This is a genomic window from Pseudomonas sp. MWU13-2105 (assembly GCF_023242315.1).
Lineage (GTDB): Bacteria > Pseudomonadota > Gammaproteobacteria > Pseudomonadales > Pseudomonadaceae > Aquipseudomonas.
In genome coordinates, this window is sequence record NZ_JALLIY010000008.1 from 215,973 (window position 1) to 234,918 (window position 18,946).

General features: G+C 61.0%; 17 protein-coding genes. 12 read left to right on the forward strand and 5 right to left on the reverse strand.

All coding sequences use genetic code 11. The annotated features are described in order from the left end of the window. Positions 1-93 precede the first annotated feature (93 nt). The 6 genes from M5B96_RS13950 (at position 94) to M5B96_RS13975 (ending at position 7,000) form a co-directional block, all read left to right on the forward strand. Positions 94-1,380, forward strand: a complete 1,287-nt coding sequence (locus M5B96_RS13950; RefSeq protein WP_248797238.1) for an ABC transporter substrate-binding protein — start codon at positions 94-96, stop codon at positions 1,378-1,380. 83 nt (positions 1,381-1,463) lie between these two features. Then, positions 1,464-2,372: a carbohydrate ABC transporter permease gene (locus M5B96_RS13955; protein ID WP_248797239.1), complete on the forward strand. Its 909-nt coding sequence runs from the start codon at positions 1,464-1,466 to the stop codon at positions 2,370-2,372. Next, complete coding sequence (locus M5B96_RS13960; RefSeq protein ID WP_248797240.1) at positions 2,365-3,210, forward strand: carbohydrate ABC transporter permease; 846 nt, start codon at positions 2,365-2,367, stop codon at positions 3,208-3,210. The genes M5B96_RS13955 and M5B96_RS13960 overlap by 8 nt, the downstream gene beginning before the upstream one ends. 2 nt (positions 3,211-3,212) lie before the next feature. Beyond that, the gene (locus M5B96_RS13965; RefSeq protein WP_248797241.1) at positions 3,213-4,373 is read left to right on the forward strand and encodes an ABC transporter ATP-binding protein; all 1,161 of its coding nucleotides are present in this window, start codon (positions 3,213-3,215) and stop codon (positions 4,371-4,373) included. A 162-nt stretch (positions 4,374-4,535) separates the two neighbouring features. Beyond that, complete coding sequence (locus tag M5B96_RS13970) at positions 4,536-5,885, forward strand: carbohydrate porin (protein ID WP_248797242.1); 1,350 nt, start codon at positions 4,536-4,538, stop codon at positions 5,883-5,885. A 260-nt stretch (positions 5,886-6,145) separates the two neighbouring features. Next, positions 6,146-7,000, forward strand: a complete 855-nt coding sequence (locus M5B96_RS13975) for a D-hexose-6-phosphate mutarotase (protein WP_248797243.1) — start codon at positions 6,146-6,148, stop codon at positions 6,998-7,000. Between the two features lie 45 nt (positions 7,001-7,045). Here the strand turns inward: M5B96_RS13975 and M5B96_RS13980 are convergent, their stop codons facing one another. Then, complete coding sequence (locus M5B96_RS13980; protein ID WP_191487487.1) at positions 7,046-7,906, reverse strand: MurR/RpiR family transcriptional regulator; 861 nt, start codon at positions 7,904-7,906, stop codon at positions 7,046-7,048. Between the two features lie 226 nt (positions 7,907-8,132). Here M5B96_RS13980 and zwf point away from each other — a divergent pair, with 226 nt between their 5' ends. The 3 genes from zwf to M5B96_RS13995 are packed head-to-tail and all read left to right on the forward strand — an operon-like array spanning position 8,133 to position 10,985. Continuing rightward, positions 8,133-9,602 (forward strand): glucose-6-phosphate dehydrogenase, encoded by a 1,470-nt coding sequence (gene zwf / locus M5B96_RS13985; RefSeq protein ID WP_248797244.1) that lies wholly within the window; start codon positions 8,133-8,135, stop codon positions 9,600-9,602. Further along, the gene (gene pgl, locus M5B96_RS13990; protein WP_248797245.1) at positions 9,589-10,302 is read left to right on the forward strand and encodes a 6-phosphogluconolactonase; all 714 of its coding nucleotides are present in this window, start codon (positions 9,589-9,591) and stop codon (positions 10,300-10,302) included. The genes zwf and pgl overlap by 14 nt, the downstream gene beginning before the upstream one ends. Before the next feature lie 17 nt (positions 10,303-10,319). Continuing rightward, complete coding sequence (locus M5B96_RS13995; protein ID WP_248797246.1) at positions 10,320-10,985, forward strand: bifunctional 4-hydroxy-2-oxoglutarate aldolase/2-dehydro-3-deoxy-phosphogluconate aldolase; 666 nt, start codon at positions 10,320-10,322, stop codon at positions 10,983-10,985. Between the two features lie 141 nt (positions 10,986-11,126). On the opposite strand, the gene M5B96_RS14000 is transcribed toward M5B96_RS13995, so the two are convergent. Next, the gene (locus tag M5B96_RS14000; RefSeq protein ID WP_248797247.1) at positions 11,127-12,311 is read right to left on the reverse strand and encodes an aminotransferase class V-fold PLP-dependent enzyme; all 1,185 of its coding nucleotides are present in this window, start codon (positions 12,309-12,311) and stop codon (positions 11,127-11,129) included. A gap of 25 nt (positions 12,312-12,336) precedes the next feature. Then, complete coding sequence (locus M5B96_RS14005; protein WP_248797248.1) at positions 12,337-12,573, reverse strand: DUF3820 family protein; 237 nt, start codon at positions 12,571-12,573, stop codon at positions 12,337-12,339. 208 nt (positions 12,574-12,781) lie between these two features. On the opposite strand from M5B96_RS14005, the gene M5B96_RS14010 reads away from it, so the two are divergent. Further along, positions 12,782-13,246, forward strand: a complete 465-nt coding sequence (locus tag M5B96_RS14010) for a PA2169 family four-helix-bundle protein (protein ID WP_248797249.1) — start codon at positions 12,782-12,784, stop codon at positions 13,244-13,246. A 163-nt stretch (positions 13,247-13,409) separates the two neighbouring features. On the opposite strand, the gene M5B96_RS14015 is transcribed toward M5B96_RS14010, so the two are convergent. Then, positions 13,410-13,880 carry a MaoC family dehydratase gene (locus M5B96_RS14015; RefSeq protein WP_248797250.1) on the reverse strand — a complete coding sequence of 157 codons (471 nt, stop codon included), beginning with the start codon at positions 13,878-13,880 and terminating at the stop codon, positions 13,410-13,412. 72 nt (positions 13,881-13,952) lie between these two features. Continuing rightward, positions 13,953-14,897: an alpha/beta hydrolase gene (locus tag M5B96_RS14020; RefSeq protein ID WP_248797251.1), complete on the reverse strand. Its 945-nt coding sequence runs from the start codon at positions 14,895-14,897 to the stop codon at positions 13,953-13,955. 243 nt (positions 14,898-15,140) lie between these two features. Between M5B96_RS14020 and fadD2 the strand changes: the two genes are divergently transcribed. Both fadD2 and fadD1 read left to right on the forward strand, forming a co-directional pair. Next, positions 15,141-16,829: a long-chain-fatty-acid--CoA ligase FadD2 gene (fadD2, locus tag M5B96_RS14025; RefSeq protein WP_248797252.1), complete on the forward strand. Its 1,689-nt coding sequence runs from the start codon at positions 15,141-15,143 to the stop codon at positions 16,827-16,829. Between the two features lie 411 nt (positions 16,830-17,240). Further along, positions 17,241-18,938, forward strand: a complete 1,698-nt coding sequence (gene fadD1, locus M5B96_RS14030) for a long-chain-fatty-acid--CoA ligase FadD1 (RefSeq protein WP_248797253.1) — start codon at positions 17,241-17,243, stop codon at positions 18,936-18,938. Positions 18,939-18,946: the final 8 nt, after the last annotated feature.

Sequence of the window (18,946 nt, forward strand, 5' to 3'; positions counted from 1 at the left end):
CCTTCGTTACCTGCGAGGGGCCTTGCCTTGACTAGAATCCCATGCAGCGCAAGCACCAGACTTGCATGCATAACAACAAGAAAGGTACTACAGATGAATTCGATTTCCCGCCTCGCCGCTGTCGTTTCTCTCGCCTCGTTGTTTCCCCTAAGCGCTCTTGCCGCCGACTCGAAAGGGTCCGTGGAAGTTGTCCATTGGTGGACTTCCGGTGGTGAAAAAGCCGCGGTCGATGTCCTGAAAGCCCAAGTTGAAAAAGACGGCTTCACCTGGAAAGACGGCGCTGTAGCCGGCGGCGGCGGTGCCACTGCCATGACCGTGCTCAAGAGTCGCGCCGTAGCCGGCAACCCACCGGGTGTCGCGCAGATCAAAGGCCCGGATATCCAGGAGTGGGCGTCCACCGGGCTGCTCGACACCGACGTCCTGAAAGGTGTCGCCAAAGAAGAGAAGTGGGACAGCCTGCTCGACAAGAAAGTCTCCGATACCGTGAAGTTCAACGGTGATTACGTGGCCGTGCCGGTGAATATCCACCGCGTCAACTGGTTGTGGATCAACCCGGCAGTCTTCAAGAAAGCCGGTATCGAAAAAGCACCAACCACCCTCGAGGAATTCTACGCTGCCGGCGACAAGCTCAAGGCGGCTGGCTTCATTGCGCTTGCCCACGGCGGTCAGCCTTGGCAGGACAGCACGGTTTTCGAAGCCGTGGTGTTGTCGGTCATGGGCGTTGATGGCTACAAGAAAGCCCTGGTCGACCTGGACAACGCCAGCCTGACCGGTCCGGAAATGGTCAAGGCGCTGACCGAACTGAAGAAAGTCGCGACCTATATGGATGTCGATGGCAAAGGCCAGGACTGGAACCTGGAAGCGGCCAAGGTCATCAACGGCAAGGCCGGCATGCAGATCATGGGTGACTGGGCCAAGAGCGAGTGGACAGCGGCCAAGAAAGTCGCCGGCAAGGACTACGAATGCGTAGCCTTCCCGGGCACCGAAAAAGCCTTCACTTACAACATCGACTCCCTGGCGGTGTTCAAGCAGAAAGACAAGGGCACCGCGGCGGGCCAGCAGGACATCGCCAAGGTCGTCCTGGGTGAGAACTTCCAGAAAGTCTTCAGCATCAACAAAGGCTCGATCCCGGTTCGCAACGACATGCTCCATGAAATGGACAAGCTCGGCTTCGACGGGTGCGCGCAGAAAGCGGCCAAGGACTTCCTGGACGATGCCAAGACTGGCGGCCTGCAACCGAGCATGGCGCACAACATGGCGACCACGCTGGCGGTACAGGGTGCGTTCTTTGACGTAGTGACCAACTACATCAACGACCCGAAAGCCGACCCGGCCGATGCCGCCAAGAAACTCGGCGCGGCGGTCAAGTCCGCCAAGTAACTTTCAGCACCCTGTAGGAGCTGGCTTGCCGGCTCCCACAAGGGATCTGCATGTAGTCCCTTTTCCCTGTAGTGGATTTTCCCATGAGTTCTGTTGCTGTGTTCAGCAAAGCCTCGCCGTTCGATGCATTGCAGCGCTGGCTACCCAAACTGGTGCTGGCGCCCAGCATGTTTATCGTCCTGGTGGGCTTCTATGGCTACATCCTGTGGACGTTCGTATTGTCGTTCACCAACTCGACTTTCCTGCCGTCCTATAAATGGGTCGGCCTGGCGCAATACGCGCGCTTGTTCGACAACGACCGTTGGTGGGTGGCGAGCAAGAACCTGGCGCTGTTCGGCGGCTTGTTCATCGGCGTCACCCTGGTGATCGGCGTGCTGCTGGCGGTGTTCCTCGACCAGCGCATCCGTCGCGAAGGTTTTATCCGCACCATTTACCTGTATCCGATGGCGCTCTCGATGATCGTCACCGGTACCGCCTGGAAATGGCTGCTCAACCCGGGCATGGGCCTGGACAAACTGCTGCGTGACTGGGGCTGGGAAGGCTTCCGCCTGGACTGGCTGATCGACCCGGATCGCGTGGTCTATTGCCTGGTGATCGCGGCAGTCTGGCAAGCCTCGGGGTTCATCATGGCGATGTTCCTGGCCGGCCTGCGCGGTGTCGATCAATCGATCATCCGTGCCGCCCAGATCGATGGCGCGAGCATGCCGAAGATCTACTGGAAAGTGGTGCTGCCGAGCCTGCGTCCGGTGTTCTTCAGTGCGGTGATGATCCTGGCGCACATCGCGATCAAGAGTTTCGACCTGGTCGCGGCGATGACCGCCGGTGGCCCGGGCTACTCGTCCGACCTGCCCGCCATGTTCATGTACTCCTTCACCTTCAGTCGCGGCCAGATGGGCATGGGCTCGGCCAGTGCGATTCTGATGCTCGGTGCGATTCTCGCGATCATCGTGCCTTACCTGTACTCCGAGCTGAGGACCAAGCGTCATGACTAGTCTCGCCCACAAACCGACTATCAGCCTGAGTCGCATCGCCATCTACGCGGTGCTGATACTCGCCGTGCTGCTCTATCTGGTACCGCTGGTGGTCATGCTGTTGACCAGCTTCAAGTCACCGGAAGACATCAGTACCGGCAACCTGCTGAGCTGGCCGACGGTGATTACCGACATCGGCTGGATCAAGGCCTGGGCCACGGTCAACGGCTACTTCTGGAACTCGATCAAGATCACCGTGCCAGCGGTGCTGATCTCCACCGCCATCGGTGCGTTGAACGGCTATGTGCTGTCGATGTGGCGCTTCCGTGGTTCGCAGTTGTTCTTCGGCCTGTTGCTGTTCGGCTGCTTCCTGCCGTTCCAGACCGTGCTGCTGCCGGCCTCGTTCACCCTCGGCAAGATGGGCCTGGCCAGTACCACCACCGGCCTGGTGTTCGTGCATATCGTCTACGGCCTGGCGTTCACCACGCTGTTCTTCCGTAACTACTACGTGAGCATTCCCGATGCGCTGGTCAAGGCGGCACGCCTGGATGGCGCGGGGTTCTTCACCATCTTCCGGCTGATCATCCTGCCGATGTCGACCCCGATCATCATGGTCTGCCTGATCTGGCAGTTCACCCAGATCTGGAACGACTTCCTCTTCGGCGTGGTGTTCTCCAGCGGTGATTCGCAGCCGATCACGGTGGCGCTGAACAACTTGGTCAACACCAGTACCGGGGTCAAGGAATACAACGTTGATATGGCAGCGGCGATGATCGCCGGGCTGCCGACCCTGCTGGTCTATGTGGTCGCAGGCAAGTATTTCGTGCGCGGGCTGACGGCCGGCGCAGTCAAGGGGTAATCATGGCAACGCTCGAACTTCGCAATGTAAACAAGACCTATGGCGCCGGCCTGCCGGACACCCTGAAGAACATCGAACTGTCGATCTCGGACGGCGAGTTCCTGATCCTGGTGGGGCCTTCGGGCTGTGGCAAGTCGACGCTGATGAACTGCATCGCCGGCCTGGAGAACATCACCGGCGGCGCGATCATGATCGATGACCAGGATGTCAGCGGCATGAGTCCTAAGGATCGTGACATCGCCATGGTGTTCCAGTCCTATGCGCTGTACCCGACCATGAGCGTGCGCGAGAACATCGAGTTCGGTCTGAAAATCCGCAAGATGAGCCAGTCGGCCATCGACGAGGAAGTCGCGCGGGTCGCCAAGCTGCTGCAGATCGAACACTTGCTCAACCGCAAGCCCGGCCAGCTGTCCGGTGGCCAGCAACAGCGCGTGGCCATGGGCCGTGCCCTGGCGCGGCGGCCGAAGATCTACCTGTTCGACGAACCGCTGTCCAACCTCGACGCCAAGCTGCGGGTCGAGATGCGCACCGAAATGAAACTGATGCACCAGCGCCTGAAAACCACCACGGTCTACGTGACCCACGACCAGATCGAAGCCATGACCCTGGGCGACAAGGTGGCGGTGATGAAGGACGGCATCATCCAGCAGTTCGGCACGCCCAAGCAGATCTACAACGACCCGGCCAACCTGTTTGTCGCCAGCTTCATCGGTTCGCCGCCGATGAACTTCATCCCCCTGCGCCTGCAACGTCAGGACGGTCGCCTGCTGGCCTTGCTCGACAGCGGCCAGGCCCGTTGCGAGTTGCCGCTGGGCGTGACCGACGCCGGTCTGGAAGACCGCGAAATCATCCTTGGCATGCGCCCGGAGCAGATCAGCCTGATGCAGGGCGAGTCCAATGGGCTGCCGAGCATCCGTGCCGAAGTGCAGGTCACCGAACCGACCGGTCCGGACACCCTGGTGTTCGTCAACCTCAACGGGACCAAGGTCTGCTGCCGCCTGGCGCCGGACGTGGCGCCGCAGGTCGGCGAAACCCTGACCCTGCAATTCGATCCGGCCAAGGTGTTGCTGTTCGATGCCCAGACCGGTGAACGCCTGGGGGTGGTGGCCAAGCCCCAAGCCCAGGTGCATACCGACAATGTGGCGCAGTTCAAGGGCCGCTGATTGTGGCGAGGGTGCTTGCTCCCGCTGGGCCGCGAAACGGCCCTGAAACCTGAGCATGGGATGTATCAGGAAAAGCGTCTGCCAAAGAGATTTGACGCATTACAGACGATGTAAACCACGTTTGATAAAAACCGTTAATAACAATAAGACGAGGATGTAGGGATGAAAAAGAAAAACACCAATGCCCGCCTGTTCTGCCAATTGTCGGCGGCGGCAACACTGGTCCTGGCTGCTAACGCAATGGCGGACGATGCGTTCAGCGCCAACTCCAAATGGATGACCGGTGACTGGGGTGGAGAGCGCACCAAGCTGATCGAAGAAGGTATCGACATCAAGGCGGACTACGTCGGTGAAGTCGGTAGCAACCTGCATGGTGGCTACAACAACGACCATACCTCTCGTTATTCCGACCAGTTTGGCCTGGGCGTGGCGCTGGACCTGCAAAAACTGTGGGGCTGGGATAACACCCAGGCCAAGATCCAGTTGACCAACCGTAACGGTCAGAACATCTCCAATGACCGTGTCGGCGACCCGCGTGCCGGTACCTTGAGTTCCTCCCAGGAAGTCTACGGCCGTGGCCACATGGTCCGTCTGACCCAATTGTGGATCCAGCACCAGTTCCTCGACAATAAACTCGACGTCAAGGCCGGTTATTTCGGCGAAGGCGAAGACTTCAACACCTTCCCTTGCGAGTTCCAGAACCTGACGTTCTGCGGTTCCCAGGCGGGTAACTGGGCCACCGGTATCTGGTACAACTGGCCGGTCATGCAGGCGGCGATCCGCGTGAAGTACAACATCACGCCTGAGCTGTATGCGCAGATCGGTGCGTACAACCAGAACCCGTCGCAGCTGGAACACGGTAACGGCTTCAAGCTCAGCGGCAGTGGTACCAAGGGCACCGTGTTGCCGGTCGAACTGGTCTGGTCGCCGAAGGTCAACGACCTGCCGGGCGAATACCGTGTCGGTTACTACAAAAGCACGGCCCCGGCCAATGATGTGCTCAAGGACACCAATGGCGGGAATGCCGCAACGACAGGGGCCCCTTATCGTGTTCACGACAGCAAGCACGGTTACTGGTTCGTGGCGCAGCAGCAACTCACCAGCCACAACGGCGACGCTTCCCGCGGTCTGAACATCGCCGCCAACGCGACCTTCCACGACAAGGCCACCAACGTCGTCGACAACTACCAGTCGGTGATGTTTGTGTACAAGGGGCCGTTCGATGCTCGTCCGAAGGATGACGTCGGGATCGGTTTCGGCCGTATCCATGTCAATCAGGACGTGAGGAAAAACGCCGAGTTGGAAAACGATGCCATTGGCGTCAACGACTACAACAACCCGCTGTACACGCCGCTGCGCAACACCGAGTACAACACCGAGATCAACTACGGCTTCCACGTCACCAACTGGCTGACCGTACGCCCCAACCTGCAATACATCACCCACCCGGGTGGCGTGGATCAAGTCGACAATGCTGTGGTCGCTGGTCTGAAAATTCAGTCGGTCTTCTAAGGCTTCGACTGATAAGCTCTCTCTCTATGTGCGCATCTTGCGGATGGTCCACCAGACCGTCCGCTTTTTTTTGGGTGCGGGGCAAGGGCGAAGCGCCAGAGCAATGCTCTTTCGCAGACGCTACGTAACCTGTAGGAGCAGGGCTTGTCGGATCGCCGCACCGCCGTGAAGGGGCCCTTGGGGCCGCCAAAAGCTTCGCGGGCAAGCACCGTTCCCACAGTCACATGGATACGGCAAACGTTTTTCAGGATTCGCGGCACATGCATGAGCAACCGCTACAACGCTTTTTCAAATCCCGGCGCGAACAGCCGGTGTTCCAGTGGGAGCGCTTTCAGCAGCGTGAAGTGCTGGTGATCGACCATCCCTTGTGCCAGGCGGTGTTCAGTCGCCAGGGCGCGCAGTTGCTGCATTTCCAGCCGAGCGGGCAGAAGCCCTGGTTGTGGTGCGCGGCCAAATGGCCACAGGTCGGGGCGATTCGCGGCGGGGTGCCGGTATGCTGGCCCTGGTATGGCCGGCATCCGAGCGAAAACGCTTGGCCGTCCCATGGCTGGGCACGGCTGATCGACTGGAAACTGCTGGAAAGCAGCAGTGACGAGGAGGGCGTCAGCCTGCACTGGCGTTTGCAGCTCTGCGACTGGCAGGTCGACCTGCATGCGCGCCTGGGCGACAGCATGGACCTGCGCCTGAGCACCGAGCATCAGGACAGCGAGCCGTGCCAGTTGAGCCATGCATTGCACGCCTATTGGCGTATTGGCGATGTCGGTGAGATAGCGCTGTCCGGGCTCGACGGCGCGGAGGGTTATGACCAGTTGAATCGCCAGGCGTGCCGGCAGGAAGGCGAGTTGCGGGTTGATGGCGGGTGCCAGCGGGTATTCCAGCATGAGGGGGAATTGCAGCTCAAGGATCATGCCTGGCAGCGCGAACTGTGCATCGACACCGGCGACAGCGCCGACACCGTGGTCTGGCATCCGGGGCACCGGCCGTTGCTGGGGGTGAGCTGGAACGAAGTGATGGGTTTTGTCTGTGTCGAGGCCGCCAGTGGCGGCACCGACAGCCTGTGCCTGGCGCCCGGGGAGCGGGCGCATCTGAGTTTGCAGGCGCGGGCCAGTATTTGAGCTTGCCCGCGAAGGCGATATCAGCGTTTCACCTCACTCAGAGGCTCAGTTGAACTCGTCGCCCACCGGATAGCGACTGGCGTTGAGGCTCTCCTTGATCTTGCGCAGGTGCGGCTGGAAATCCACGCCACGGCGCAGGGTCATGCCGGTGGCCAGCACGTCCAATACCGTCAACTGGATGATCCGCGAGGTCATCGGCATGTAGATGTCGGTGTCTTCCGGCAGCGGAATATTCAGGCTCAGGGTACTGGCCTTGGCCAGCGGCGAACCCGCCGCCGTCAACCCCAGCACCGAAGCACCGTTCTCCCGGGCGATGCGTGCCACTTCCACCAGCTCGCGGGTGCGCCCGGTATAGGAAATGATCACGAACAGCTCACCCGTGTGGGCCACCGAAGCGAGCATCCGCTGCATCAGTACATCGGCGTGGGCGGTGACCGCCAGGTTGAAGCGGAAGAATTTGTGCTGGGCATCCAGGGCCACCGGTGCCGAAGCGCCCAGGCCGAAGAAGTGGATCTGCCGGGCCTGGATCAGCAGGTCGACGGCGCGGCTGATCAGGTTCGGGTCCAGGGCCTGGCAGGCGCTGTCCAGGGAGGCGATGGCGCTGCCGAAGATCTTTTGCGTGTAAGCCTCGGGATTGTCGTCGGCTTCCACCGCCCGGCTGACATAGGCCGCGCCACTGGCCAGGCTCTGGGCCAGTTGCAACTTGAGTTCGGGATAACCGCTGACACCGAACGAACGGCAGAAGCGGTTGACTGTCGGCTCGCTGACCGAGGCCGCCTGCGCCAGGGCGGCGATGCTGAAACGGGTCGCCTGCTGCGGGTTGAGCAGGATGACTTCGGCGACTTTGCGCTCGGCCTTGTTCAGGTCTTCGAGGCGGCCCTGGATCTGCTCCAGGAGATTTCGCACGCGGTCCATTTGGTGATTCCTTGATTCGAGGCAACTTGGGTTCTGCAAGGCCCGGAACAATGCCCTTGGGCGGCTCCTGGCGGTGGCCTATCCTACTGATGGCGTGTGATGACCACCACTCGGAATCATTATATTGATAAAATGTTGTGGTTATTACTACATTTTTCCTTGAGTGATGCCTCGAAAAAAGGTATTTATCGTTTAACTTGATAAAAGAACAAACATCATGCCTTCGATAACGGTTGAACCGTGCACCTTTGCCTTGTTTGGCGCCCTGGGCGACCTGGCGCTTCGCAAGCTGTTTCCTGCTTTGTATCACCTCGATGGCGCGGGCCTGCTGCATGAAAACACGCGCATCCTGGCGTTGGCCCGCGAGCCTGGCAGCAATGCCGAGCACCTGGCGACCATCGAAGAAGAACTGCGGGTCTTTGTCGAGGACCGGGAAATCGACGAAGTCGTGCTTGAACGTTTCCTCGCGCGCCTGAGCTACCTGCATGTCGACTTCCTCAAGCCCGACGACTATGTCGCCCTGGCCGAGCAGGCCGGTACCGCGCAGTGCCTGATCGCTTATTTCGCCACGCCGGCCTCGGTCTATGGCGCGATCTGCGAGAACCTGGCCAAGGTCGGCCTGGCGGACAACACCCGGGTGGTGCTGGAAAAACCCATAGGTTCGGACCTTGAGTCGTCGCGCAAGGTCAACGACGCCGTGGCGCGGTTCTTCCCGGAAAACCGCACCTATCGCATCGACCACTACCTGGGCAAGGAGACGGTGCAGAACCTGATCGCCCTGCGTTTCGCCAACAGCCTGTTCGAGACCCAGTGGAACCAGAACTACATCTCCCACGTGGAAATCACCGTGGCCGAGAAGGTCGGTATCGAAGGCCGCTGGGGCTACTTCGACAAGGCCGGCCAACTGCGGGACATGATCCAGAATCACCTGCTGCAGCTGCTTTGCCTGATCGCCATGGACCCGCCGGCCGATCTGTCGGCCGACAGCATCCGTGACGAGAAGGTCAAGGTGCTCAAGGCCCTGGCGCCGATCAGCCCGGAAGGCCTGACCACCCAGGTGGTGCGCGGCCAGTACATCGCCGGGCACAGCGAGGGGCATTCGGTGCCGGGTTACCTGGAGGAGGAAAACTCCAACACCCAGAGCGACACCGAGACCTTCGTCGCCCTGCGCGCCGATATCCGCAACTGGCGCTGGGCCGGCGTGCCGTTCTACCTGCGGACCGGCAAGCGCATGCCGCAGAAGTTGTCGCAGATCGTCATCCACTTCAAGGAACCGTCGCACTATATCTTCGCCCCCGAGCAGCGCCTGCAGATCAGCAACAAGCTGATCATCCGCCTGCAACCGGACGAAGGTATTTCCCTGCGGGTGATGACCAAGGAGCAGGGCCTGGACAAGGGCATGCAACTGCGCAGCGGGCCGCTGCAACTGAATTTCTCCGACACCTATCGCAGTGCGCGGATTCCGGACGCCTACGAGCGTCTGCTGCTGGAAGTGATGCACGGCAACCAGAACCTGTTTGTCCGTAAAGATGAAATCGAAGCCGCGTGGAAGTGGTGTGACCAGCTGATCGCCGGTTGGAAGAAATCCGGCGATGCGCCCAAGCCGTACGCGGCCGGGTCCTGGGGACCGATGAGTTCCATTGCACTGATCACACGGGACGGGAGGTCGTGGTATGGCGATATCTGAATTGAAACTGCCCCAGGGCGTGCAGGCGCACGAGTTCCGCAGCCCGGCGCTGCTGGCTGAGGGTCAGGCGCAAGCCGTGGCCGGGCAACTGCGGGCGGCGATTGCCGCGCGTGGCGTGGCGACCCTGGTGGTGTCCGGCGGGCGCAGCCCGGTGGCGTTCTTCCAGAGCCTGGTGAAACAGGAGCTGGACTGGTCGCGTGTGGTCGTCAGCCTCGCCGACGAGCGCTGGGTGCCGGTGGAGCACGCTGACAGCAATGCCGGCCTGCTCAAGCGCTACCTGCTCCAGGGCCCGGCGGCCAAGGCGCGCTTTATCGGCCTGTACAGTGTCGCGGCGAACCTGGAAGCGGCGGCCGAACAGGCCGATCAACTGCTCGCCGAACTGCCGGCTATCGACGTGCTGGTGCTGGGCATGGGCGACGACGGTCATACCGCCTCGCTGTTCCCTGGCAGCCCGAACCTGGCGGCGGCCCTGCAAGTGGATGGCAACCGGCGGATCTGGCCGATGCTGGCACCGACCGTGCCGCACCAGCGCTTGAGCATGAGCCGGGCCTTGCTGGCTTCGGCGGCCTTTACCGTACTGGCGATTTCCGGCCAGTCGAAGCTGAACACCCTGAATGCCGCATTGGCCGGCGATGACCTCGCCGCCATGCCGATTCGCGCTTTCTTGCAACCTACCCTGAATATCTACTGGTGCCCATGAGTCAAGGATCCGCTGCTATGACAAAAAATGCCCCGACCGTCTCCATGGCAGACAAGGTCGTCCTGATCGATGAGCTCTGCGCCCGTGCACGGATTCTTCCGGTGATCACCATTGCCCGCGAGCAGGATGTCCTGCCGCTGGCCGATGCCCTGGCCGCCGGCGGCCTGACCGCGCTGGAAGTGACCTTGCGCTCGCAGTTCGGCCTCAAGGCCATCCAGATCCTGCGCGAGCAGCGTCCGGAACTGGTGACCGGCGCCGGCACCGTGCTCGATCGGCAGATGCTGGCGGCGGCGGAGGCGGCGGGTTCGCAGTTCATCGTCACCCCGGGTATTACCCGCGACCTGCTGGAAGCCAGCGTCGACAGCCCGATTCCGTTGCTGCCCGGCATCAGCAATGCCTCGGGGATCATGGAGGGCTATGGCCTGGGCTATCGTCGCTTCAAGCTGTTCCCGGCGGAAGTCAGTGGCGGCGTGGCGGCGATCAAGGCCCTGGGCGGTCCGTTCGGCGAAGTGAAATTCTGCCCGACTGGCGGCGTCGGCCCGGCCAATATCAAGAGCTACATGGCGTTGAAAAACGTGATGTGCGTGGGCGGTAGCTGGATGCTCGATCCCGAGTGGATCAAGAACGGCGACTGGGCGCGGATCCAGGAGTGCACCGCCGAGGCGCTGGCCCTGCTGGACTGATGGCGCGTTACTGAATTCGTTGTGTGTTCTACGGCTTTACGGTGCGCTTGGTCGGCGCGCCGTTTTTTTTTGCCCGATGAAAAGTCTTCCGCTCCGAAGGTCGGGGTGTTTGTGCCGGTCCCTTCGCGCGCAGCGGGCCATTCAGCGACTCAATTCGCCCAGCGCCCGCGCCAGCAGCTTGAGGTCTTCGGCCGTGTTGGCCAACCCCGGCGTGACCCGGATGCAATTGCCATGGGCCGTGCCCTCGCGGACCACGGTAAACAGGTTGTACTGCGCCAAGAGTCGGTCGACCATTCGCTGCTGATCCGGCTCATGCCGAAAGCGCAGCGAGGTGATGCCGCAATACAGCCGTGGATCATCCGGAGTCAGCACCTCGATACCCGGCATCCCGCGTGCCGCGCTCACCCAGATATCCCGCAGGTGATTGAGGCGTGCGCCCTTGGCCGCCGAGCCGCCGAGTGCCCGATGTTCCTCGAAGACCAGGGGCAAGGTCATCCAGGCCGGGATATTCGGCGTGCCATAGGGCGCGCGGGCGCGGATATCGCTGAGCGGGTAGCGCGCCTCGCCCATGTCCGGGTCGATATCCGCCAGGCGCGTCGGATCGATATAGATAAAACCGAGGCTCAGGGGCGCGCCCATCCATTTCTGCAGGTTGAAGCCGGCGAACAGGATACCCAGCGCTTCGAGGTTGAAATCGATCTGGCCCAGGGCATGGGCGCCGTCGAGGATCACATCCACCCCGTGTTTGCGGGCGGCGGCCGCGATGGCCTGCACCGGCATCACCAGCCCGCTGCGATGGGTGACGTAGGTCAGGGCCATCAGCTTCAGCCGGGGATAACGCTCGAAGGCTTCCTGATAGGTACTCACCAGGCTGGCGAAGCTCACCGGGAACGGATGGCTGATCTCGATCAGCTCGACGCCGCGGTTGCCTGCCAGCCAGCGCATGGCGCCGAGGACGCTGGGGTATTCCTGGTCGCTGACCAGCAACTGATCGCCGGGCCGCAGGGCGTTGTAGTTGCGGATCAACGAATGCAGGCCGTCACTGGCGCAGCGGGTCAGGGCCACGGCCTCGTGATGGGTACCCAGCAGATCGGCCAATTGCGCGCGAATCTCCAGGCTTTCGATGGTTTCGAAGCGCTGGCGTACATGTACCGAGTTGCTGCGGTTGATGAACTCGATATGGCCTTTGTACGCCTCCACGACACTGCGGGTCATACGGCCGAAGTAGCCGTTTTCCAGGTTGATCGGGCCGGGATCGAGGTCATAGCGCGCGGCCACGCTGTGCCAGAAGTGTTCGTCGCGGGCGTGCTCTTCATTCCATGGCATGGCGGTGCTTCTCTCGACTACGGGGTCAATGGCGGGGTTTGGGTTTACCGTGCTTGGCGCGAAGCGGGTCGAGCAGGTCGGACAAGCCGTTGTGGTCGATCTCCTGCATCAAGGCGAGCAGGCCACCGAGTTCGCCGTGGGGGAAACCCTCGCGGGCGAACCAGTTCAGGTAGGGGCCGGGCAGGTCGGCGATGACCCGTCCTTTGTATTTGCCGAACGGCATTTCGCGGGTGACCAGCAGTTCGAGTTTCTCGGGATTCATGGGCGACCTTGTCTTGCGCTGTTCAAGCGTCTTGGAAAATACAGGCATTCTGCATGCAGGCCAATTGACAGTTCATGCAAATAACCGCCATACAGATTTTTTGAATATTTTTAAGTTTATGAAATATAAGTAAAAAATAATCGGTCAGGGCTTGGCACGGTGACTGCAACCGTCTTGGCTAACGTTCACCACCAGAAGGAATTGAGCCATGACCAACATCAATAAAGAAGCCGTATCGATTCTCAACCATCTGATCGAAGTCAGCAAAGATGGTCAGAAAGGCTTTCAGACATGCGCGGACGATATCCAGCATCCTGAGCTGAAGGCCTTGTTTGTACAGCGTGCCAGCGAGTGTGCGACCTCCGCGGCAGAGTTGCAGGCCGAGGTGCGCAAACTGGGCGGCGATCCGGAGACTTCCAGCAGTGTCGCTGGCGACCTGCATCGGCGCTGGGTGGACGTGAAGGCGCTGTTCACCGGCAAGGGTCAAGAGGCGGTACTCAACGAAGCCGAGCGCGGTGAAGACCATGCCAAGAAGGCCTACAGCGAAGCGCTGGTGAAGTTGGCCAAGCACAACCTGGTGGGGCTCGCCGACCTGGTGAACCGCCAGTACCAGGGGGTGTTGCGCAATCACGACCAAGTGAAAGCGCTGCGTAACATCGCCCGCGCCAGCTAGGTTTCACGCTGCCACAAAAAACGCCGGTTGATCCGGCGTTTTTTGTCGGTTCAAGAAAGTGTGAAGCCAGGCACGCTCCTGTGGCGAGCGGGCAAGACCGCTCGCCGCAAGACCGCGTTTTGCCTCAAGTTTCCTTGACTGACAGGCCCCTATGAGACCGTGATCAACCAATGGTGATCGGCGGCGGGCTGGTCAGGGTCACGGTCTGTTGCTTGCGTGGCGCGAGGATCTCGGCCTCGCCGTCGACCACCAGCTCATCACGCTGGTTGAACACGCGGGTGGCGATGCGCACGCGGAATTTCGGCAGCTTCTCGAGGATCTCCAGGCGCACGGTCAGGGTATCGCCGATCTTTACCGGCTTCTGGAACGTCATCTGCTGGCCCAGGTAGATGGTGCCCGGGCCGGGCAGTTCGCAGGCGACCGCGGCGCTGATCAGCGCGCCGCTGAACATGCCGTGGGCAATGCGCTCCTTGAACATGCTCGTCGCCGCGAACTCGGCGTCCAGGTGCACCGGGTTGTGATCGCCGGACATGGCGGCGAACAACTGGATGTCGCGCTCTTCAACGGTCTTGCTGAAGCTGGCGGTCTGGCCGACTTCAAGGGCTTCGTAAGGCGTGTTGGTAACCTGGGTCATCGCAAGGGGGTCCTGTAAGGGTGTTATTTGAAATCAGCGGATTGATTTCAACGTTGATGATTGAGCCGGCGATCATTCCGAGCGCGACGGTCGACGATGGGCCAGGGCCTGTTCCAGCCACTGGGTCACGTCGCGGGTGACTTCCTCGCGGTTGGTCTCGTTGAACACTTCATGCCGTGCCTGTGGGTAGACGTTCAATTGCAGGTTCTGGCTACCGGCGGCGCGCAAAGCATCGGCCAGATCCTTGAGACGCTTGCCCTCGCTGACCGGATCACATTCACCGCCGATCACCAGCAGCGGCAGGCCGGGATCGATCTGCGCAAGGTTCTTCGCCTTGCTGATCTGTTGCAGGCCGCCGAGCAGATCAACCCACAATTGATTGGTGCAACGGAAGCCGCACAGCGGGTCGTTGACGTACTTGTCCACTTCATCCGGGTCCCGGCTCAGCCAGTCGAAGGCCGTGCGGTTGGGTTTGAAGGCTTTGTTGAACGAGCCGAACGACAGCCAGTCGATCAGCGCGCTGCGCCCGCCGGGGCCCTGGCGCCAGCGTTCGAAACGGGCAATCGCGGCGGCCGCGCGGTACAGCGCCACCGGTTGGAAGTTCGAGCCGCTGAGGATCGCGCCCTGCAGGCTGGCGCTGTGGTGCAGCAGGTAGGCCTGGGCGATGTAGCTGCCCATGCTGTGGCCGAGCAGGATGATCGGTACCCCGGGGTGCTGTTCGCCGATGCGCTGGTTGAGGCTGGCCAGGTCACTGACCACCGCGCACCAGCCGTCCTGGTCGGCGTAGTGGCCGAGGATGCCGTGTTCGGCGGTCTTGCCGTGGCCGCGCTGGTCGATGGCATACAAGCCGTGACCGGCGGCGCACAGGGCCTCGGCCAGGCGGGCATAGCGGCCGCTGTGCTCGGCCATGCCGTGGGACAGCATGATCACGGCTTTCGGCGGGCCGTCCGGCAACCAGCGATTGACGTACAGGCTGCTGTGGTCACTCACGGTCAGCCAGAAGGTGTCATGGATCATGGCGGTTCCTTTGCACGGGGACGAGACGGACATCGGCTGGGGCGCGGTGTCGATCCATTGTATAGCGCATCCTTGCCGAGGAAGCAGGCCCTCCTGCGCATTGGCAGCAAGATTCATGATGTTAATGACTGTGTCCGGCATATTTGCCTGATGCTCGTTAACTGCTAACGTCCGCTAAGCACCGCTTTTTTCGCCTTGGCGCGCAGGCGGCCCCGCAGAGGCTCAGGTAAGAGGACAAAAACAATGCAACCTGATTTCTGGAATGACAAACGCCCCACCGGCGTACCCCTGGACATCGATCTGGGCGCCTACAAGTCGGTGATCGAGGTGTTCGAGCGCTCCTGCAAGAAGTTCGCCGACCGTCCGGCCTTCAGCAACATGGGCGTGACCCTGACCTACGCCGAGCTCGAGCGCTACAGCGCGGCCTTCGCCGGTTACCTGCAAAGCCATACCGAACTGCAACCGGGCGACCGCATCGCGGTGCAGTTGCCCAACGTCCTGCATTACCCGATTGCCGTGTTCGGCGCGTTGCGCGCCGGGCTGATCGTGGTCAACACCAACCCGCTGTACACCGTTCGCGAGATGCGCCATCAGTTCAAGGACTCCGGCGCCCGCGCACTGGTGTACCTGAACCTGTTCGGCCAGCGGGTCCAGGAAGTGCTGCCCGATACCCAGATCGAGTACCTGATCGAAGCCAGGATGGGCGACCTGATGCCCGCCGCCAAGGGCTGGTTGACCAACCTGGTGGTGGACAAGCTGAAAAAGCTGGTACCGGCCTACGACCTGCCCCAGGCGGCCTCGTTCAAGAGCGCCTTGCGCCTGGGCCGGGGCCACGCCATCCGCCCCTTGAGCGTCGGCCTCGAGGATATCGCGGTGCTGCAATACACCGGCGGCACCACCGGCCTGGCCAAGGGCGCGATGCTGACCCACGGCAACCTGGTGGCGAACATGCAGCAGGCCCGCGGCTGCCTGTCCCAGCCTGGTCCCGATGGCCAGCCGCTGCTCAAGGAAGGCCAGGAGGTGATGATCGCGCCGCTGCCGCTGTACCACATCTATGCCTTCACGGCGAATTGCATGTGCATGATGGTTACCGGCAACCACAACGTGCTGATCAGCAATCCGCGGGATATCGGCGGCTTTATCAAGGAGCTGAAGAACTGGCGCTTTTCCGCGCTGCTGGGGCTCAACACCCTGTTCGTGGCATTGATGGAGCATCCGGATTTCAAGACCCTGGATTTTTCCGGCCTGAAGCTCACCAATTCCGGCGGTACCGCGCTGGTCAAGGCCACCGCCGACCGTTGGCAGAAGCTCACTGGCTGTCGCATCACCGAAGGCTACGGGCTGACCGAGACTTCGCCGATCGCCTGTACCAACCCCTATGGTGACAAGGGGCGGTTGGGCTCGGTGGGTCTGCCGGTGCCTGGCACGGCCTTGAAAGTCATCGATGACAACGATGTCGAGCAGCCGTTGGGTGAGCGCGGCGAGCTGTGTATCAAGGGACCGCAGGTCATGAAGGGTTACTGGCAGCAGGTCGAGGCCACCGAACAGGTGCTGGACGCCGAGGGCTGGTTCAAGACCGGCGATATCGCGGTGATCGACCCGGACGGTTTCGTGCGTATCGTCGACCGCAAGAAGGACATGATCATTGTCTCCGGTTTCAACGTGTACCCGAATGAAATCGAGGACGTGGTGATGGCCCATCCGAAGGTCGCCAATTGCGCGGTGATCGGCGTCCCGGACGAGCGTTCCGGCGAGGCGGTGAAGTTGTTCGTGGTGGCGCGGGATACGGGGGTCAGCCTTGAAGAACTGAAGGCCTACTGCAAGGAAAACTTCACCGGCTACAAGGTGCCCAAGCACATCGTGCTGCGCGATTCGTTGCCGATGACGGCGGTGGGCAAGATCCTGCGGCGGGAGTTGCGCGATATCGCCTAGGGCGGACCTGGTGTGGCGTCATTGAGGGCCTCTTCGCGGACAAGCTCCGCTCCCACAGTAGATTGGCGTCGTACTCGAAATAACGGTACGACGCCAATCTACTGTGGGAGCGGAGCTTGGTCCGGGCGGCGTTCCGACGAAGCTTTTTAGCCCTGAAACCATTGATCTAGAGCGGAAATAAAGAAAATAGAATCTTTGCTCTAAAAGTGACCATTGGTATTTCTTGAGTCATCTTTATGACCGTGAGGGCCACGTTTGGCTCTAGGCGACCCTCGGCAAAGCTGCTACTCTCGGCGCGCTTTGTGACTTCTCGGCGTAAGTTAAAGCCGGTTTCACCCAATAAAAAACACAGACAAATAATAATCGCATCAAATGCGGTGCTGAATTCGCGTTGCTGAGGAGTAGGCTTCCATGATCGAAGACTTTTGGAAGGATAAGTACCCGGCTGGGATTGCTGCCGATATCAATCCTGACGAGTACCCGAATGTTCAGACGGTATTGAAACAGTCTTGCCAACGATTCGCCAGCAAGCCGGCCTTCAGCAACCTCGGCAAGACACTCACCTATGGTGAGCTGTATGAGCTGTCGGGTGCTTTTGCCGCTTACCTGCAACAACACACCGACCTGCAACCGGGCGATCGTATCGCCGTGCAGTTGCCCAATGTGCTGCAATATCCGGTCGCGGTCTTTGGCGCCATTCGCGCCGGTCTGATCGTGGTCAACACCAACCCGCTGTACACCGCGCGGGAAATGGAACACCAGTTCAACGACTCCGGGGCCAAGGCCCTGGTGTGCCTGGCGAACATGGCGCACCTGGCCGAAGCCGTGGTGCCCAAGACCGGCGTCAAGCACGTGATCGTCACTGAAGTCGCCGACCTGTTGCCACCGCTCAAGCGCCTGCTGATCAACAGTGTCATCAAGTACGTGAAGAAGATGGTCCCGGCCTATCACCTGCCCAAGGCCGTCAAATTCAACGACGTGCTGAGCAAGGGCCGTGGCCAGGCGGTCAAGGAAGCCAATCCGACCAGCAGCGATGTGGCCGTGCTGCAATACACCGGCGGTACCACCGGCGTGGCCAAGGGCGCGATGTTGACCCATCGCAACCTGGTGGCGAACATGCTGCAGTGCAAGGCGTTGATGGGGTCTGAGCTCAATGAAGGTAGCGAGATCGTCATTACCCCGCTGCCGCTCTACCACATCTATGCCTTCACCTTTCATTGCATGGCGATGATGCTGATCGGCAACCACAACATCCTGATCAGCAATCCGCGCGACTTGCCGGCGATGGTCAAGGAATTGTCGAAGTGGAAGTTCAGTGTCTTTGTCGGCCTGAACACTTTGTTCGTGGCGCTGTGCAACAACGAGGGTTTCCGCAAGCTGGACTTCTCCGCGCTCAAGGTCACCCTGTCCGGTGGCATGGCCCTGCAACTGGCTGCGGCCGAGCGCTGGAAGGCGGTGACCGGCTGCGCCATCTGCGAAGGTTACGGCATGACCGAAACCAGTCCGGTGGCGACGGTGAACCCGAGCCAGCGCATCCAGATCGGTACTATCGGCATTCCTGTGCCTTCGACCCTGTGCAAGGTGATCAACGATGCCGGGGAAGAACAGGCCCTGGGCGAAATCGGCGAGCTGTGCGTCAAGGGCCCGCAGGTGATGAAGGGCTATTGGCAGCGCCAGGACGCCACCGACGAGATCCTCGACAGTGAGGGCTGGTTGAAGACTGGCGACATCGCGGTCATCCAGCCGGATGGCTACATGCGGATTGTCGACCGCAAGAAGGACATGATCCTGGTCTCGGGCTTCAACGTCTATCCGAACGAATTGGAAGACGTGCTGGCGACCCTGCCGGGCGTGCTGCAATGCGCGGCCATCGGCGTGCCGGACGAGAGGTCCGGGGAGGTCATCAAGATCTTCATCGTCGCCAAGCCGGGTGTGACCCTGACCAAGGACCAGGTGATGGAGCACATGCGCGCCAATGTCACCGGCTACAAGGTGCCCAAGTTCGTCGAGTTCCGCGATGCGCTGCCGACCACCAACGTCGGCAAGATCCTGCGTCGCGAGCTGCGTGATAGCGAGCTTGTGAAGCTGGGCCTGAAGAAAATCGCCTGAACCGCTGA

What these genes read in the sequence shown, in the direction of transcription:
- M5B96_RS13950 (WP_248797238.1), top strand. Translation starts at nt 94, where the DNA reads ATGAATTCGATTTCCCGCCTCGCCGCTGTCGTTTCTCTCGCCTCGTTG.
- M5B96_RS13955 (WP_248797239.1), top strand. Translation starts at nt 1,464, where the DNA reads ATGAGTTCTGTTGCTGTGTTCAGCAAAGCCTCGCCGTTCGATGCATTG.
- M5B96_RS13960 (WP_248797240.1), top strand. Translation starts at nt 2,365, where the DNA reads ATGACTAGTCTCGCCCACAAACCGACTATCAGCCTGAGTCGCATCGCC.
- M5B96_RS13965 (WP_248797241.1), top strand. Translation starts at nt 3,213, where the DNA reads ATGGCAACGCTCGAACTTCGCAATGTAAACAAGACCTATGGCGCCGGC.
- M5B96_RS13970 (WP_248797242.1), top strand. Translation starts at nt 4,536, where the DNA reads ATGAAAAAGAAAAACACCAATGCCCGCCTGTTCTGCCAATTGTCGGCG.
- M5B96_RS13975 (WP_248797243.1), top strand. Translation starts at nt 6,146, where the DNA reads ATGCATGAGCAACCGCTACAACGCTTTTTCAAATCCCGGCGCGAACAG.
- zwf (WP_248797244.1), top strand. Translation starts at nt 8,133, where the DNA reads ATGCCTTCGATAACGGTTGAACCGTGCACCTTTGCCTTGTTTGGCGCC.
- pgl (WP_248797245.1), top strand. Translation starts at nt 9,589, where the DNA reads ATGGCGATATCTGAATTGAAACTGCCCCAGGGCGTGCAGGCGCACGAG.
- M5B96_RS13995 (WP_248797246.1), top strand. Translation starts at nt 10,320, where the DNA reads ATGACAAAAAATGCCCCGACCGTCTCCATGGCAGACAAGGTCGTCCTG.
- M5B96_RS14000 (WP_248797247.1), bottom strand. Translation starts at nt 12,311, where the DNA reads ATGCCATGGAATGAAGAGCACGCCCGCGACGAACACTTCTGGCACAGC.
- M5B96_RS14005 (WP_248797248.1), bottom strand. Translation starts at nt 12,573, where the DNA reads ATGAATCCCGAGAAACTCGAACTGCTGGTCACCCGCGAAATGCCGTTC.
- M5B96_RS14010 (WP_248797249.1), top strand. Translation starts at nt 12,782, where the DNA reads ATGACCAACATCAATAAAGAAGCCGTATCGATTCTCAACCATCTGATC.
- M5B96_RS14015 (WP_248797250.1), bottom strand. Translation starts at nt 13,880, where the DNA reads ATGACCCAGGTTACCAACACGCCTTACGAAGCCCTTGAAGTCGGCCAG.
- M5B96_RS14020 (WP_248797251.1), bottom strand. Translation starts at nt 14,897, where the DNA reads ATGATCCATGACACCTTCTGGCTGACCGTGAGTGACCACAGCAGCCTG.
- fadD2 (WP_248797252.1), top strand. Translation starts at nt 15,141, where the DNA reads ATGCAACCTGATTTCTGGAATGACAAACGCCCCACCGGCGTACCCCTG.
- fadD1 (WP_248797253.1), top strand. Translation starts at nt 17,241, where the DNA reads ATGATCGAAGACTTTTGGAAGGATAAGTACCCGGCTGGGATTGCTGCC.